A 14629-nucleotide genomic window follows, 5' to 3' on the forward strand; every position below is an offset into this window, starting at 1 on the left:
GGCTACTTCACGCCCTGGCTCAGCGCCTGCGCCGTGTTGCGCGACAGCGCGCGGACGTGGTCGTCGATCGCCGAAGCGACGGGCGCGAACTCGGCGGTGCTCAACCGCTTGAGGTCGCGCGGCTCCTGGAAATCCTTGAGCTGCCGCACCCGTTGCCGCTGCTGGGCGAGCATCGGCTCGTAGGCCGCGAGGTTCAGCGGCGGGTCCATGACGAAGACCTTGGCTTCGATCGCGGGCACCGCGTAGTACCGCGTCGACCCCAGCATGCTGCGCGTGAAGAGGCCCGAGTTCTGCATGACGCTCTCGCCACAGGGCCCGCCGGTGCACTCCAGGCGCGCCTGCGTTCGCGTCGCCTCGACGAGGACCACCGCGGCAATCTGGTCGTCCTTCAGCTTGCGTGTCGCCCACGCCTGCGCAGGATTCGCGATCCATCGATCGTGCTTGAAGACGGCCAGCGCGTTGACGGAGGTCGTGGCAAAGCTCGTCAGGCGCACCACCTGGAAGCCGGCCTTTTCGAGCTCCGACGTGAAGGCCTCGTAGACCTTGGCCGTGGGGTTCCAGGGGAACGGGTACGTGGTCGAGAAGTTGTTGAAGACGGTCGTGCCCACGTGCATGTGTTCCGCAGAGGCGGTGGGGATGCGCACCAGCAGGCCGACCTTCGCGCCCTTCGCGAGCTGGCCGCCGTTCGGCGGCAGCGGCGGCGGGGTCATGCACCCTGTCAGCGCGAGCGCCACGAAAAGTGCGAGCAGCCGTCTGCGCATGGGGGTCTCCTCCATCTTCTTGTCGGTGTAGGCCTGTGCGGCCGGGTGCGGATGATTGTGCCGAGCGCTGCATGCGGCGTCGCCACGGGAACCGGTGGTTTTGGACAGCGTCGGCATTGTCAATGCCGATGAGGGCCGCGACTCACGCCGAGACCGTCACCCCATTGCGCGCCAGCACCGCCAGCAGCTTCGGAATGTCGGGCGCCGGCCCGACCGGAATCTCGCGGTCGATGGCGGTGAACATCTGCGCGGCCATCGCATCCTGCCCCGTGATCTCGAGCATCTGCCCGCCGCCCTTGCCGTAGTGAAAGCCATGCACCGTGCCGCGCGGCACGTGCACCAGCGTGCCGGGCTGGCACCGATGCGCCTGGCCGTCGCAGAGGAATTCGACCTCGCCGCCGAGCACGTAGAACGACTCGTCCCAGTCGTGACTGTGCGGTGGCGGGCCCGTGCCTTCGTCGCCGCGCTGGAAGGTGACGCCGTAGCTTTGCGTCGAGGCATTCGACGCCAGCACCGTCACCTGCGTGCCGAGCACGTTCAAGGGCGTTTCGCGCCGCTCGGGCGTGAGGACAAAGTACGGAAGAAGGGCCATGGCCGGCTCCTCGAAGTGGGAGCCGGATTCTGCGCCCCGTGCACGGGGGGCACAAGCGGTGGCGCCGCAGGGAGGGTAACCCCCCCGCTGTCACGCCACCGGCATCGCTACTTCGCGCGGCGGCGCTCGATGAAGGCGATGATCTCGCCCATGATGCCCTTGCGGAAGGCCAGCACGCAGATCACGAAGATCAGGCCCGTGACCATGGTGACCGACTCGCCCAGCGTGTTGAACCAGTCGACGGTCGTGATGCGCGCCAGGAAGTTGCCGAGTTCGCCGATCTTGTTCTCGAGCAGCACCACTACCGCCGAGCCCACGATGGGGCCCGACAGCGTGCCCAGGCCGCCCACCAGCGTCATCAGGATGACCTGGCCCGAGGCGGTCCAGTGCACGTCGGACAGCGTGGCAAAGCCCAGCACCAGCGTCTTGAGCGAGCCGGCCAGGCCCGACAGCGCGGCCGAGATCACGAAGGCCAGCAGCTTGAAGCGGCTCACGTCGTAGCCCAGCGACAGCGCGCGCGGCTCGTTTTCCTTGATGCCCTTGAGCACCTGACCGAACGGCGAGTGGATGGTGCGCACGATCAGCAGGAAGGCCGCGACCACGATCACCAGCGCCACGTAGTACATGGTGAGGTCGTTGGACAGGTCGACGATGCCGAAGAGCTTGCCGCGCGGCACGCCCTGCAGGCCGTCTTCGCCGCCCGTGAACTTGGCCTGCAGCGCGACGAAGAACATCATCTGCGCGAGCGCCAGCGTGATCATCGCGAAGTAGATGCCCTGGCGGCGGATGGCCAGCATGCCGAACAGCCAGCCCAGCAGCGCGCCGGTGAGCGTGCCCGCGATCAGGCCCAGCTCGGGCGTGAGGCCCCAGACCTTGATCGCATGGCCCGCCACGTACGCGGAGCCGCCCAGGAAGGCCGCGTGGCCGAAGGACAGCAGGCCGGTGTAGCCCAGCAGCAGGTTGAAGGCCGCGGCGAACAGCGCGAAGCACATGAGCTTCATCACGAACACCGGGTAGGCGCCGAAGAACGGCGCGAGCACCAGGGCGACCAGCAGCAGCGCGTAGACGACGGTGGAGATTTTTTTCATGTTCATGCCGCTCGCCTTATTTCTCTTTGCCGAACAGGCCGGCGGGGCGGATGAGCAGCACGATGACCATGATCACGAACACAACCGTCGAAGAAGCCTCGGGATAGAAAACCTTGGTGAGCCCCTCGATCACGCCCAGGCCCAGGCCCGTGAGGATGGCGCCCATGATGGAGCCCATGCCGCCGATCACGACCACCGCGAACACCACGATGATGAGGTTCTGCCCCATCAGCGGCGACACCTGCATCACCGGCGCGGCCAGCACGCCGGCGAAGGCGGCGAGCGCACAGCCGAAGGCGTAGGTCAGCGTGATCATCAACGGCACATTGACGCCGAAGGCTTCCACCAGGCGCGGGTTCTCGGTGCCGGCGCGCAGGTAGGCACCCAGGCGCGTCTTCTCGATCACGTACCAGGTCGCGAAGCAGATCACCAACGAGGCCACGACCACCCAGGCACGGTAGTTGGGCAGCACCATGAAGCCCAGGTCGGTGGCGCTGGACAGCAGCTCGGGCGCATCGTAGGGCAGCCCCGACACGCCGTAGACCGAGCGGAACACGCCTTCAATCAGCAACGTGAGGCCCAGCGTGAGCAGCAGGCCGTAGAGGTGGTCGAGCTTGTAGATCCAGCGCAGCAGCAGCCGTTCGATGACCACGCCGAACAGGCCGATGAGGACCGGCGCGGCGATCAGCATCACCCAGTAGTTGACGCCCAGGTACTCCATCGCCATCCAGGTGAGGACGGCCCCGAGCATGAACAGCGCGCCGTGCGCGAAGTTGATGACGTTGAGCAAACCGAAGATCACCGCCAGCCCGAGGCTCAGGATGGCGTAGAACGAGCCGTTGACCAGCCCCAGAAGGAGCTGGCTCAACAAGGCGGGAAGGGAAATGTTCATAAGCGTTTCAACGAACCCGGGCGCCGCAAGGGCGCCCGCGGGAGGTCACTTCCAGAGGGCGCAGCGGCTTTCGGCCTTCGTGGTGAAGACTTCTTCGCCCTTCAACTTCTGGACCACCTTGTAGTAGTCCCACGGCTGCTTGGATTCGGCCGGCGACTTGACCTGCACCAGGTACATGTCGTGCACGAAGCGGCCGTCGGCGCGGATGCTGCCCTTGGCGTAGAAGTCGTCGATGGGCGTGGACTTGAGCGTGGCCATGACCTTGTCGGCATCGACCGTCTTGGCGGCCTGCACGGCCTTCAGGTAGGTCATGGTGGCCGAGTAGTCGGCGGCCTGGATGTCGGTGGGCATGCGCTTGGTCTTCTCGAAGAAGCGCTTGCCGAAGGCGCGCGTCTTGTCGTCCAGGTTCCAGTCCCAGCTGGTGGTGAGCAGCAGGCCTTCGGTGTTCTTCAGGCCCAGGCTGTGCACGTCGGTCACGAACACCAGCAGGCCCACCATCTTCATGCTCTTGGTGATGCCGAACTCTTTCGCGGCCTTGATGCTGTTGATGGTGTCGCCGCCGGCATTGGCCAGCGCCAGCACCTGCGCCTTGGAGTTCTGCGCCTGCAGCAGGAAGGACGAGAAGTCGGAGGTGTTGAGCGGCGCCTTCACCGAGCCCAGCACGGTGCCGCCCTTTTCCTTCACGACCTTGGTCGCGTCGGCTTCGAGGGCCTGGCCGAAGGCGTAGTCGGCGGTCAGGAAGTACCAGCTCTTGTCGCCACGGCCGATCACGGCCGCGCCGGTACCCTTGGCGAGCGCGACGGTGTCGTAGGCGTAGTGCACGGTGTAGGGCGAGCACTGCTCGTTGGTGAGCGCCGAGCTGCCCGCGCCGTTCACGACGAAGACGCGCTTCTTCTCCTGCGCCACCTTGGCCATGGCCAGGGCCGTGCCGGAGCTGGTGCCGCCGAACAGCATGGTCAGGCCCTGCGTGTCGATCCACTCGCGCGCCTTGGAGGCGGCGATGTCGGCCTTGTTCTGGTGGTCGGCCGTGAGCAGCTCGATGGGCATGCCGTTGACCTTGCCGCCGAAGTCGTCGATGGCCATCTGGATCGCCAGCGCGCCGTTCTTGCCTTCGACGTCGGCGTACAGGCTCGACATGTCGGTGACGAAGCCGATCTTGACCTTGTCCTGTGCCTGGGCGGCACCGGCGGCCAGCGCAGCGGCGGCGAAAACGGCGGAGAGAGCGAATGTGGTGGTCTTCATGGATGTTGTTCCTGTGGGGTGTTCGGTGGTGTCACTTCCAGAGCGTGCACTTGGACTCGGCCTTGGTGGTGAACACCGTGTCGCCGGGCAGCTTCTTCACGAGCTTGTAGTAGTCCCACGGCGTCTTCGATTCGGCGGGCGACTTGACCTGCATCAGGTACATGTCGTGCACGTAGCGGCCGTCGGGGCGGATCTGGCCGGTGCCGAAGAAGTCGTTGAGCTTCATCTTCTTGAGCTCGGCCATGACCTTGTCGGCATCGTCGGTCTTGGCGGCGTCCACGGCCTTGAGGTAGGTCATGGTGGCCGAATAGTCGGCGGCCTGGATCTCGGTGGGCATGCGCTTGGTCTTGTCGAAGAAGCGCTTGGCGAACTTGCGGGTCTCGTCGTTCAGGTCCCAGTACCAGCTGGTGGTGAACTGCAGGCCTTCGGTGTTCTTCAGGCCCAGGCTGTGCACGTCGCTCAAAAAGATCAGCAGGCCGGCCAGCTTCATGGTCTTGCCGATGCCGAATTCCTTGGCCGCCTTGATGCTGTTGACGGTGTCGCCGCCCGCATTGGCCAGGCCGAGGATCTGCGCCTTGGAGTTCTGTGCCTGCAGCAGGAACGAGGAGAAGTCGGACGCATTGAGCGGGTGGCGCACCGCGCCGACGATCGTGCCGCCCTTGGCCTTCACGACGGTGGAGGTGTCGGCTTCGAGCGCGTGGCCGAAGGCGTAGTCGGCCGTCAGGAAGAACCAGGTCTTGCCGCCGCCGTCGACCACCGCGGCGCCGGTGCCCTTGGCGAGCGCGACGGTGTCGTAGGCGTAGTGCACGGTGTAGGGCGAGCACTGTTCGTTGGTGAGCGCCGAGGAGGCCGCGCCGTTGTTGAAGTACACGCGCTTCTTCTCGGCCGCGACCTTGGCCAGCGCCAGGCCCACGCCCGAGTTGGTGCCGCCGAAGACCATGCTCAGGCCTTGCGTGTCGATCCACTCGCGCGCCTTCGAGGCGGCGATGTCGGGCTTGTTCTGGTGGTCGACGGTGAGCAGCTCGACCGGCTTGCCGGCCGCCTTGCCACCGAAGTCGTCGATGGCCATCTGGATCGCCAGCGCGCCGTTCTTGCCTTCGAGGTCGGCGTACAGGCTGGACATGTCGGTGATGAAGCCGATCTTGACCTTGTCCTGGCCTTGCGCCTGGGCGGACGCTGCGAGCGCCAGTGCGCTGAAAGCCAGGGCGAAAGCGGTGAGCTGATTTTTCATGGATGTCTCCAGCAGTGGCAAGGGGTGAAAGAACTCAGACGCCGAGCAACTCGGTCAGCACGGGCATCTTGGCTTCGAGCTCGGCGGCGCCGAACTTTTCGACGATGCGGCCGTGCTCCATCACGTAGAAGCGGTCGGCCAGCGGCGCGGCGAAGCGGAAGTTCTGCTCGACCATGACGATGGTGTAGCCCTTGGCGCGCAGCGTGGTGATCATGCGGGCCAGCGCCTGCACGATGACGGGCGCCAGGCCTTCGGAGATTTCGTCGAGCAGCAGCAGCTTGGCGCCGGTGCGCAGGATGCGCGCCACGGCCAGCATCTGCTGCTCGCCGCCCGACAGGCGCGTGCCCTGGCTGTGGCGGCGCTCGGCCAGGTTGGGGAACATGGCGTAGATCTCGTCGACCGACATGCCCTGCCCCGCGCCCTTGAGTTCGGGCGGCAGCATCAGGTTTTCTTCGCACGAGAGGCTGGCGAAGATGCCGCGCTCTTCGGGGCAGTAGCCGATGCCCAGGTGGGCGATGCGGTGCGTCGCCATCGAGACGGTCTCGACGCCGTTGACCTTGATGCTGCCCTTGCGGGCGCCGGTGAGCCCCATCACGGCGCGCATCGTCGTCGTGCGGCCCGCGCCATTGCGGCCCAGCAGCGTGACGACTTCGCCCGGCTGCACGACCATGTCGACGCCGTGCAGCACGTGCGATTCGCCGTACCAGGCCTGCAGACCCTTGATTTCGAGTGCAGCGGTCATCAGTGAGCCCCCTGCATTTCGCCGTCGGTGGTGCCCATGTAGGCCTCCATCACCTGCGGGTTCTTCGAGACTTCGGCGTACGGGCCTTCGGCCAGCACGGCGCCGCGCTGCAGCACCGTGATGGTGTCGGCGATGGTCGAGACCACGCTCATGTTGTGTTCGACCATCAGGATGGTGCGTCCGGCCGACACGCGCTTGATGAGCTCGGCCACGCGGTGCACGTCTTCGTGGCCCATGCCCTGCGTGGGTTCGTCCAGCAGCATCAGCTCGGGCTCCATGGCCAGCGTGGTGGCGATCTCGAGCGCGCGCTTGCGGCCGTAGGGCAGGTTCACGGTCTGTTCGTCGGCCAGCTCTTCGAGGCCCACCTCGGCGAGCAGCTCGCGGGCGCGCGCATCGAGCGGCTTGAGCGACTTCTCGCTCTTCCAGAAGTGGTACGAGGTGCCGAGCTTGCGCTGCAGGCCCAGGCGCACGTTCTCGAGCAGCGTGAGGTGCGGGAACACGGCGGAGATCTGGAACGAGCGGATCACGCCGCGCCGCGCGATCTGCGCCGGGCGTTCGCCCGTGATGTCGTGGCCGTTGAACAGGATCGTGCCGGCCGTGGGCTCGAGGAATTTGGTGAGCAGGTTGAAGCAGGTCGTCTTGCCGGCACCGTTGGGGCCGATGAGCGCGTGGATCGAACCGCGCTTCACCGAGAGGTCGACCTTGCTGACCGCGGTGAATCCCTTGAATTCCTTGGTGAGCTGGCGTGTTTCAAGAATGACGTCGCTCATCTCGCGGCGTCGTCCGTGTGCGGAAAAAAGAAATCGGTCATGCGGTCCATCTCAATGCGCCACCATCGAGCGCGGACCGATTGTTGGTGGCTGCTATGCAATTGCATACTGGGGCAAATGCCTATGCTGCACTGCAACCATTCACAGAGTGCGCACCCTCTGTGCGAGCGACTGTCGTCCCGACGACATTGCGCACCGCAGCACGCACACCTGCGAACGCGCGATGCATGCACGCGCACCATCATGAGGATGTCGAGCACGCATGCACGCTTCGTGAAAAACTCGCGTGCCCGCTGCGCTGCCACGATGCGCTTTCACCCGGATTGAATCCATCACCGCCATGCCGAACTTCCGCTCACCCGAATTCCTTGCCAGCCACATCGCCCACACGCTGGCGTTCTACGCGCCGCGCAGCCGCGATGCCTCGGGCGGCTTCTTCCATTTCTTCAAGGACGACGGCACCGTGTACGACCGCCGCACGCGCCACCTCGTGAGCAGCACGCGCTTCGTGTTCAACCACGCGATGGCCTGGCGCCGCTTCGGCCGGCCCGACGACCTCGCGGCGGTGCGGCACGGCCTGGCGTTTTTGCAGACCGCGCATGCGCAGCCGAATGGTGGCTATGCATGGCAGATCGACTGGGATGGCCATCAAGCCACCGTGCAGGACGGCACGCAGCACTGCTACGGCCTGGCCTTCGTGCTGCTCGCGCACGCGCATGCGCTGATGGCCGGCGTCGAGGAAGCACGCGCCGGCCTCGCGCACACCCGCGATCTGATGGAACGGCATTTCTGGGAGCCCACGCACCAGCTGTACGCCGACGAGGCCACGCCAAGCTGGCAGGTCGGCCCCTACCGCGGCCAGAACGCCAACATGCACGCCTGCGAGGCGATGCTCGCGGCCTACGACGCCACGCGCGAGCCCTTCTACCTCGAGCGCGCGCGCACGCTCGCCGAAAGCATCACGGGCCGGCAGGCCGCGCTCGCCGACGGGCTGGTGTGGGAGCACTATCGCGAGGACTGGTCGGTCGACTGGGACTACAACCGCGGCGACAAGACCAACATCTTCCGGCCCTGGGGCTTCCAGACCGGCCACCTCACGGAATGGGCCAAGCTGCTGTTGCAGCTCGAGGGCCACCTCGGCCCCGACGCGCCCGGCACCGAATGGCTCGTGCCGCGCGCACGCCACTTCTTCGACACCGCGATGCAGCGCGGCTGGGACGCCGCACACGGCGGGCTGGTCTACGGCTTCGGGCCCGACGGCGCGGTGTGCGACGGCGACAAGTACTTCTGGGTGCAGGCCGAAAGCTTCGCCGCCGCCGCCCTGCTCGCGGTGCGCACGGGCGACGTCGGCTACTGGGACTGGTACGACCGGATCTGGGCCTACAGCTGGGGCCACTTCGTCGACCACGCGCACGGCGCGTGGTATCGCATCCTCACGCCGCAGAACGCGAAGATCAGCGACGAGAAGAGCCCGGCGGGCAAGACCGATTACCACACGATGGGTGCGTGCCATGACGTGCTGAAGGCGCTGGGCCACGGCGTGAAGTAGCCACGCTGATCGTCACGATCCGCACAAATCTTGTGCGGCCACGCATCTACCCCGCAGCCCGCGGGCTGCCTACGCTTCAGGCCTTCTTTCACTCACGCAGAGAACGCATGAAGCACCCCAGCATCCGCAGCCTCACCGGCGCTGTGCCGACGAACCGCCTCGATCCCGCCAGCACGGCGCTGATCGCGATCGATTTCCAGAACGAGTACTTCGACGGGCGCATGCCCATTCCCGACGGGCTGGCCGCCCTGCGCCAGGCGCGGCGCCTGATCGATGCCGCCGACCGGCATGCGATGCCGGTGTTCCATGTGCAGCACGTGGCGCCCGCCGACAGCCCGATCTTCGCGGACGGCAGCCACGCCTTCGGCATCCACGACGAACTGCACCCGGCGCCGCAACACGCCGTGCTGCGCAAGGCCACGCCGAGCGCTTTCGCCGGCACCACGCTCGAGGCCGAGCTGCAGGCGCGCGGCATCACGACGCTGATCCTCGCGGGCCTCATGACGCACATGTGCGTGTCGGCCACGGCCTTCGACGCCGCACCGCGCGGCTACCAGAGCCTCATCGTGGGCGACGCCTGCGCGACGCGCGACCTCGACCTGGAGGAAGGCGGCGTGCTGGGCCACCGCGAGCTGCATCGTGCGGCGCTGCGCGGCGTGTCGGACGTGGTGGCCGAGGTTCGCTCGACCGACGAGGTGCTGCAACTACTGGAAGCGGGCCACTGACGCCCTGCCCTTCGCATGCCCCCACGAATCCACTCTCTTCGATCCATGACCATGAAACGCTCTTCTGCCCTGTTCCTCGCCCTGTCCTGTGCCCTGTGCGCACCGGGCTTCGCCACCGCCGCCACGCCGGCACCCCGCACGCCGATCTCGGCGCCCGCCGACACGTTGCAATGGCAGGCCCTCGCGGGCGGCATCCGCTACGCCAACGTGCGCGGCAACCTGACGGGCAATGGCCCCTACGAAGCCTTTGTCGAATTCCCGGCCGGCTTCGACAACCCGCACCATCGCCACACGCAGGCGCTCCCGTCCGTCGTGCTCTCGGGCGTGTTCTACGCGATCTTCGATGACGGCAAGAAGGTGCTGTACCCGGCCGGTTCGTACTACCTGCTGCCGGCGCAGCTGCCGCACCGCAGCGGCTGCGAGCCGGGGGCGAACTGCCTGTTGTTCCAGTACCAAAGCGACCGCTTCGACCTGGTGCCGACCGCGGCGAAGTAAGGCGCGGCTGCCGCGCTCAGTCGCCCTGCCCGTCCGCGGGCAGGTAGCGCGCGGCGGCAAAGTCGACAAACGCCCGCACCTTCGGCGACAGGTGCCGGTTCTGCGGATACAGCGCGTACAGGTTCAACGGTTGCTGGCGGAATTCGGGCAGCACGCGCACCAGGTCGCCGCGCGCCACAGGGTCGCGCACGAGGAACGCCGGCGACGCCGCCAGCCCCGTGCCTGCCAGCGCGGCGCTGCGCAGCACGAGCCCGCTGTTGGCCTGCAGCCGCCCGCCGACATCGACTGTGTGGACGCTGCCGTCCGGCGCAGTGAAGCTGGGTTGTGCGGCCTTCGCAGCCAATGAATAGTTGAGGCAGTCGTGCGCCGCCAGGTCGGCGGGCGTGCGCGGCGTGCCGCGCCGCTGCAGGTAGGCGGGCGATGCCACCCACCACTCCTCGAAGCTGGCGAGGCGCTTGACGATCAGCGTCGAATCCGAGAGTGCGTACGCCAGTCGCAATCCCACGTCGAAGCCCTCTTCGATCAGGTCGACGAAGCGGTCATTGCACACGAGGTCGGCCTTGACCTGCGGGTGCGCGTCGAGAAAAGCCGGCAGCCACTGCGCCAGTTCCTCCAGCCCGAAGGACATCGGCGCGTTGATACGCAGCAGGCCCGTGGGCTCGACCTGGTGCTGCGCCACGACCAGCGCCGCGGTCTCGACCTGGTCGAGGATCTGCCGCGCGTGCTCGTAGTAGGTCTGGCCCGCCTGCGTGAGCGCGAAGCGGCGCGTGGTGCGGTTCAGCAGCTGCACGCCCAGCGCCGTTTCCAGCTGCTTGACGTGGCGCGAGACCACCGTGTGCGACACGTCCATCGCGTCGGCCGCGGCGGTGAAGCCGCCGGCCTCCACGACGGCGCGGAACGCCTTCATGGCCGCGAACTGGTCCATGCGCGAGCGCTGCCGGTTGTCAGTGCGCGCCGGCGGCCGCGTCGCCGCCCGCGCCGCCCTTTTGCGGCCGCGCCAGCCACACCAGCGGAATCAGCAGCAGGAACAGCACCGCCGAGGCATAGAAGATGTCGTTCGTCGCGAGCATGAACGACTGCTGGTCGACCAAGCGGTTGATCTGCCCGAGCACCTGCTCGGAACTGAAGCCGCTGCCGGTCAGCCCCGAGATGGCGCTGGTGGCCGCGCTGTTGCCCGGGTTCACCGACTCCACGAGCTGCGCGTGGTGCAGCGCCGCGCGGCTGTCCCACAGCGTGGTGGCGATCGAGGTGCCCATGGCGCCCGCCGTGATGCGCAGGAAGTTCGACAGCCCCGACGCGGCCGGAATGCGGTCGGGCGTGAGGCCCGACAGCGTGATGGTCACCAGCGGAATGAAGAAGAACGCCATCGCGATGCCCTGGATGATCGTCGGGATGATGATCGTCACGAAGTCGGCCTGCGTGTTGAAGTTCGAGCGCATCCACAGCACCAGCGCGAACACCAGGAACGAAAAGGTCGCGTAGCGGCGCGGGTCGATCTTGGACACCGTGAGGCCCACCACCGGCGAGAAGAAGATCGCCAGCAACCCCACGGGCGCCATGATCATCCCCGCCTGCGTGGCGGTGTAGCCCATCCACTGCTGCAGCCACAGCGGCAGCAGCACCACGTTGCCGAAGAACAGGCCGTAGGCGATGGCCGTGGCCACCGCGCCCGACCAGAAGTTGCGCCGCTTGAACAGCGACAGGTCGACCACCGGATGCTTGTCGGTCAGCTCCCAGACCAGGAAGAAGGCGAAGCCGACCACGGCCACCACAGCCATCGTGACGATCTCGGCCGAGTGGAACCAGTCGAGCTCCTTGCCCTTGTCGAGCATGAGCTGCAGCGAGCCCACCCACAGCACCAGCAGCGCCAGGCCGATGGCGTCGATCGGCACCTTGTGCGTCTTGCTCTCGCGCTTGTGGTACAGCGTCCAGGTGATGGCCGCGGCCACGATGCCGACCGGGATGTTGATGTAGAAAATCCACGGCCACGAGATGTTGTCGGTGATCCAGCCGCCGAGCAGCGGTCCCATCACGGGCGCGACCAGCGTCGTCATCGACCACATCGCCATGGCCAGGCCGGCCTTGGCCTTCGGGTAGCTCGACAGCAGCAGCGTCTGCGACAGCGGGATCATCGGCCCCGCCACGAAGCCCTGCAGCGCACGGAACAGGATGAGCGTGGTCATGTTGGGCGCCAGGCCGCACAGCAGCGAAGCGACCATGAACAGGATCACGCTGGCCATGAACAGGCGCACCTGGCCGAAACGCTGGGTCATGAAACCCGTGAGCGGCACCGCGATGGCGTTGGCCACCGCGAAGCTGGTGATGACCCAGGTGCCTTGCGTGGTGCTCACGCCGAGGTCGCCCGAGATGGCCGGCAGCGACACGTTCGCGATCGACGAGTCGAGCACGTTCATGAAGGTGGCGGCGGACAGCGCGACCGTGCCCCACACGCGGGCGGAGCCCTCGAGCGGGGGGTGCGCGATGTAAGCGGGAGCAGCAGTGGCCATGGCGCGAGCTGTGAGGGTTCAGCAGCCGGCGGCGATCAGCCCGGCTGGCCCTGCGTGGCGACGTGCGCGGCCGGTGCGGCGGCGGACGCTGCCGGGCGGTTCACGGCCGCCGTGGGCGCACCGCGGCCGAGATTGGCGGCCACGATGCGGTCCACCTCGGCGTCGGCACCGCGGTCGAGCTGGCTGTAGACCTGCGTCTGCGCGAACGCGGTGCTGCGCGGCGCGTCGGCCAGCATCTTGCCGGTCTTCTGCGTGATGTCGATCTCGGCGTCCATCGACAGGCCGATGCGCAGCGGGTTGGCCTTGAGCTGCTCGGGGTCGAGCGCGATGCGCACGGGCACGCGTTGCACCACCTTGATCCAGTTGCCGGTGGCGTTCTGCGCCGGCAGCAGCGCAAAGGCGGCGCCGGTGCCCACGCCCAGGCCGGCCACCTTGCCGGTGTACTCGACCTTCTTGCCGTAGACGTCGGCGGTGAGCTTCACGGGCTGGTCGATGCGGATGTTGCGCAGCTGCACTTCCTTGAAGTTGGCGTCGACCCACAGCTGGTGCAGCGGCACGATGGACATCATCGGCGTGCCGGCGGCCACGCGCTGGCCCAGCTGCACGGTGCGCTTGGCCACGTAGCCGTCGACCGGCGCGGGCATGGCCACGCGCTGCGTGGCGAGGTAGGCCTCGCGCACCTTGGCGGCGGCGGCCAGCACGCTCGGGTGCTGGGCCACGCTGGTGCCTTCGGTCAGCGACTGGTTGCTGGCCAGCGCCTCGCGCGCGGCGACCACGCCGGCCTGTGCGGCGGCCAGTGCGCTCTTGGCGTTGGCCAGCTGCGTCTCGGCGTGGTTGAGTTCTTCCTTCGACACGGCGCCGTTGCCCGACAGCGCGCGGCGGCGCTGCAGGTCGTCCTGCGCCTTGGCGATGTCGCTCTGGGCCTTGGCGATGTCGGACTGGCGCAGCGTGACCTGCGCGGCCAGCGAACCGTTGTTCGCGTACAGCGTGCGCACCTGGCGCACGGCCTGCGCGAGCGCGGCCTCGGCCTGCTCGAGCGCGACCTTGGCATCGGCCGGGTCGAGCTGCACCAGCGGCTGGCCGGCCTTCACGAAGTCGGTGTCGTCGGCGCCGATGGCCATGACGGTGCCACCGATCTGCGGCGTGATCTGGATGACGTTGCCCTGCACGTAGGCGTTGTCGGTGTTCTCGTAGTGGCTGGCGACCAGCCATTCGTACAGGCCCCAGCCGCCGCCGGCGACCAGCACCACGGCGGTGAGAACGGTGAGTGCGCGGCGGCGCTTGCCGTTGCTGGCAGGCGCCTCGGGCGCTGCGATGGGGGGCACGGGGGAAGCGGATGTCGGAGTGTTGTTATCGCTCATGATGGAGTTCTTTCCGAAGAAGGCGGATCAGCAAATCAGTTCTGGGTGGCGGCCGTCGGGGCCGCCGCCGTGGCGGTGGCCGGCGGCTGCCAGCCGCCGCCCAGGGCGCGCGCCAGGCCCACCTGCGTGTCGAGGGCGCGGGCCGCCAGGTCGACCGCGAGGCGGCGCTGGGCCAGCACGGCGGTTTCGGCGGTCAGCACGTTGAGGTAGTTGCCCAGGCCGGCGCGGTAGCGCTGCACGGCAATGTCGTAGGCGCCTTCGGCGGCCGTCTGCGCGGCGCGCTGTTCGGTCTGCTGGCGCACGATCGACTGTGCGCTCGACACCTGGTCGGCCGCATCGCGCACGGCGTCGAGCACGGTGGCGTTGTAGCTTTCGATGGCCACGTCGAGGTCGGCCGACTTGCCGCGCAGGTTGGCGCGCAGGCGCCCGCCTTCGAAGATCGGCAGGTGGATGGCCGGGCCCACGCCCCACTGCTCGCTGCCCGACTTGAGCAGCTTGCCGAAACCCAGGCTCTGGAAGCCGGCAAAGGCCGTGAGGTTCACGTTGGGATAGAACTGGGTCTTGGCATTGGCCACGTCGCTGGTGGCCGCCTCGACGCGCCAGCGCGCGGCGGCGATGTCGGCGCGGCGGCCCAGCAGGTCGGCCGGGATGTTCGCCTGCAGCGCCATCGGCTT

The 14629-nt window shown here is 67.5% G+C and carries 15 protein-coding genes; 3 read left to right on the plus strand and 12 right to left on the minus strand.

What is annotated here, in order from left to right; genetic code table 11:
* Positions 1–2: 2 nt before the first annotated feature.
* The 8 genes from VBO01S_RS11395 to VBO01S_RS11430 form a co-directional block, all read right to left on the minus strand.
* Positions 3–878, minus strand: a complete 876-nt coding sequence (locus tag VBO01S_RS11395) for a hypothetical protein (protein WP_255221099.1) — start codon at positions 876–878, stop codon at positions 3–5.
* A 25-nt stretch (positions 879–903) separates the two neighbouring features.
* Entirely contained in the window at positions 904–1353 is a 450-nt protein-coding gene (locus tag VBO01S_RS11400; protein ID WP_062474067.1) for a cupin domain-containing protein, read from the minus strand.
* Positions 1354–1460: 107 nt separating this feature from the next.
* A complete protein-coding gene (locus tag VBO01S_RS11405) occupies positions 1461–2447 on the minus strand; it encodes a branched-chain amino acid ABC transporter permease (protein WP_174543646.1) in 987 nt (328 codons plus the stop codon).
* A 10-nt stretch (positions 2448–2457) separates the two neighbouring features.
* Entirely contained in the window at positions 2458–3333 is an 876-nt protein-coding gene (locus VBO01S_RS11410; RefSeq protein ID WP_062474069.1) for a branched-chain amino acid ABC transporter permease, read from the minus strand.
* 45 nt (positions 3334–3378) lie between these two features.
* Entirely contained in the window at positions 3379–4575 is a 1197-nt protein-coding gene (locus tag VBO01S_RS11415; RefSeq protein ID WP_062474071.1) for an ABC transporter substrate-binding protein, read from the minus strand.
* Positions 4576–4606: 31 nt separating this feature from the next.
* Complete coding sequence (locus tag VBO01S_RS11420) at positions 4607–5806, minus strand: ABC transporter substrate-binding protein (RefSeq protein WP_062474073.1); 1200 nt, start codon at positions 5804–5806, stop codon at positions 4607–4609.
* A 34-nt stretch (positions 5807–5840) separates the two neighbouring features.
* The gene (locus VBO01S_RS11425) at positions 5841–6548 is read right to left on the minus strand and encodes an ABC transporter ATP-binding protein (RefSeq protein WP_062474075.1); all 708 of its coding nucleotides are present in this window, start codon (positions 6546–6548) and stop codon (positions 5841–5843) included.
* Positions 6548–7318 carry an ABC transporter ATP-binding protein gene (locus tag VBO01S_RS11430; protein ID WP_062474077.1) on the minus strand — a complete coding sequence of 257 codons (771 nt, stop codon included), beginning with the start codon at positions 7316–7318 and terminating at the stop codon, positions 6548–6550. Before VBO01S_RS11430 ends, VBO01S_RS11425 begins: the two co-directional genes overlap by 1 nt.
* Before the next feature lie 340 nt (positions 7319–7658).
* Here VBO01S_RS11430 and VBO01S_RS11435 point away from each other — a divergent pair, with 340 nt between their 5' ends.
* The 3 genes from VBO01S_RS11435 (at position 7659) to VBO01S_RS11445 (ending at position 10087) form a co-directional block, all read left to right on the plus strand.
* Positions 7659–8867 (plus strand): AGE family epimerase/isomerase, encoded by a 1209-nt coding sequence (locus VBO01S_RS11435; protein ID WP_062474079.1) that lies wholly within the window; start codon positions 7659–7661, stop codon positions 8865–8867.
* Positions 8868–8974: 107 nt separating this feature from the next.
* Positions 8975–9592 carry a cysteine hydrolase family protein gene (locus VBO01S_RS11440; protein ID WP_062474081.1) on the plus strand — a complete coding sequence of 206 codons (618 nt, stop codon included), beginning with the start codon at positions 8975–8977 and terminating at the stop codon, positions 9590–9592.
* A 51-nt stretch (positions 9593–9643) separates the two neighbouring features.
* Entirely contained in the window at positions 9644–10087 is a 444-nt protein-coding gene (locus VBO01S_RS11445) for a cupin domain-containing protein (protein WP_082818095.1), read from the plus strand.
* 16 nt (positions 10088–10103) lie between these two features.
* Here VBO01S_RS11445 and VBO01S_RS11450 read toward each other — a convergent pair whose 3' ends face one another.
* From VBO01S_RS11450 to VBO01S_RS11465, 4 genes are all read right to left on the minus strand, one after another.
* Entirely contained in the window at positions 10104–11012 is a 909-nt protein-coding gene (locus VBO01S_RS11450; protein WP_062474085.1) for a LysR family transcriptional regulator, read from the minus strand.
* Between the two features lie 19 nt (positions 11013–11031).
* Positions 11032–12594, minus strand: coding sequence for a DHA2 family efflux MFS transporter permease subunit (locus VBO01S_RS11455; RefSeq protein WP_062474087.1), 1563 nt, complete (start codon positions 12592–12594; stop codon positions 11032–11034).
* Positions 12595–12629: 35 nt separating this feature from the next.
* A complete protein-coding gene (locus VBO01S_RS11460; protein WP_062474089.1) occupies positions 12630–13955 on the minus strand; it encodes an HlyD family secretion protein in 1326 nt (441 codons plus the stop codon).
* 35 nt (positions 13956–13990) lie between these two features.
* Positions 13991–14629 (minus strand): TolC family protein (locus tag VBO01S_RS11465; protein WP_169805047.1); only part of this gene is annotated, 639 nt, incomplete at its 5' end.

This window comes from Variovorax boronicumulans NBRC 103145 (genome assembly GCF_001591345.1).
Classification (GTDB): domain Bacteria; phylum Pseudomonadota; class Gammaproteobacteria; order Burkholderiales; family Burkholderiaceae_C; genus Variovorax; species Variovorax boronicumulans.

Bases quoted from the DNA above. Each gene is read 5' to 3' on its own strand.
- VBO01S_RS11455 (WP_062474087.1), bottom strand. From the start codon at position 12,594: ATGGCCACTGCTGCTCCCGCTTACATCGCGCACCCCCCGCTCGAGGGC.
- VBO01S_RS11450 (WP_062474085.1), bottom strand. From the start codon at position 11,012: ATGGACCAGTTCGCGGCCATGAAGGCGTTCCGCGCCGTCGTGGAGGCC.
- VBO01S_RS11435 (WP_062474079.1), top strand. From the start codon at position 7,659: ATGCCGAACTTCCGCTCACCCGAATTCCTTGCCAGCCACATCGCCCAC.
- VBO01S_RS11445 (WP_082818095.1), top strand. From the start codon at position 9,644: ATGAAACGCTCTTCTGCCCTGTTCCTCGCCCTGTCCTGTGCCCTGTGC.
- VBO01S_RS11395 (WP_255221099.1), bottom strand. From the start codon at position 878: ATGCCGACGCTGTCCAAAACCACCGGTTCCCGTGGCGACGCCGCATGC.
- VBO01S_RS11415 (WP_062474071.1), bottom strand. From the start codon at position 4,575: ATGAAGACCACCACATTCGCTCTCTCCGCCGTTTTCGCCGCCGCTGCG.
- VBO01S_RS11430 (WP_062474077.1), bottom strand. From the start codon at position 7,318: ATGAGCGACGTCATTCTTGAAACACGCCAGCTCACCAAGGAATTCAAG.
- VBO01S_RS11405 (WP_174543646.1), bottom strand. From the start codon at position 2,447: ATGAACATGAAAAAAATCTCCACCGTCGTCTACGCGCTGCTGCTGGTC.
- VBO01S_RS11440 (WP_062474081.1), top strand. From the start codon at position 8,975: ATGAAGCACCCCAGCATCCGCAGCCTCACCGGCGCTGTGCCGACGAAC.
- VBO01S_RS11425 (WP_062474075.1), bottom strand. From the start codon at position 6,548: ATGACCGCTGCACTCGAAATCAAGGGTCTGCAGGCCTGGTACGGCGAA.
- VBO01S_RS11410 (WP_062474069.1), bottom strand. From the start codon at position 3,333: ATGAACATTTCCCTTCCCGCCTTGTTGAGCCAGCTCCTTCTGGGGCTG.
- VBO01S_RS11420 (WP_062474073.1), bottom strand. From the start codon at position 5,806: ATGAAAAATCAGCTCACCGCTTTCGCCCTGGCTTTCAGCGCACTGGCG.
- VBO01S_RS11400 (WP_062474067.1), bottom strand. From the start codon at position 1,353: ATGGCCCTTCTTCCGTACTTTGTCCTCACGCCCGAGCGGCGCGAAACG.
- VBO01S_RS11460 (WP_062474089.1), bottom strand. From the start codon at position 13,955: ATGAGCGATAACAACACTCCGACATCCGCTTCCCCCGTGCCCCCCATC.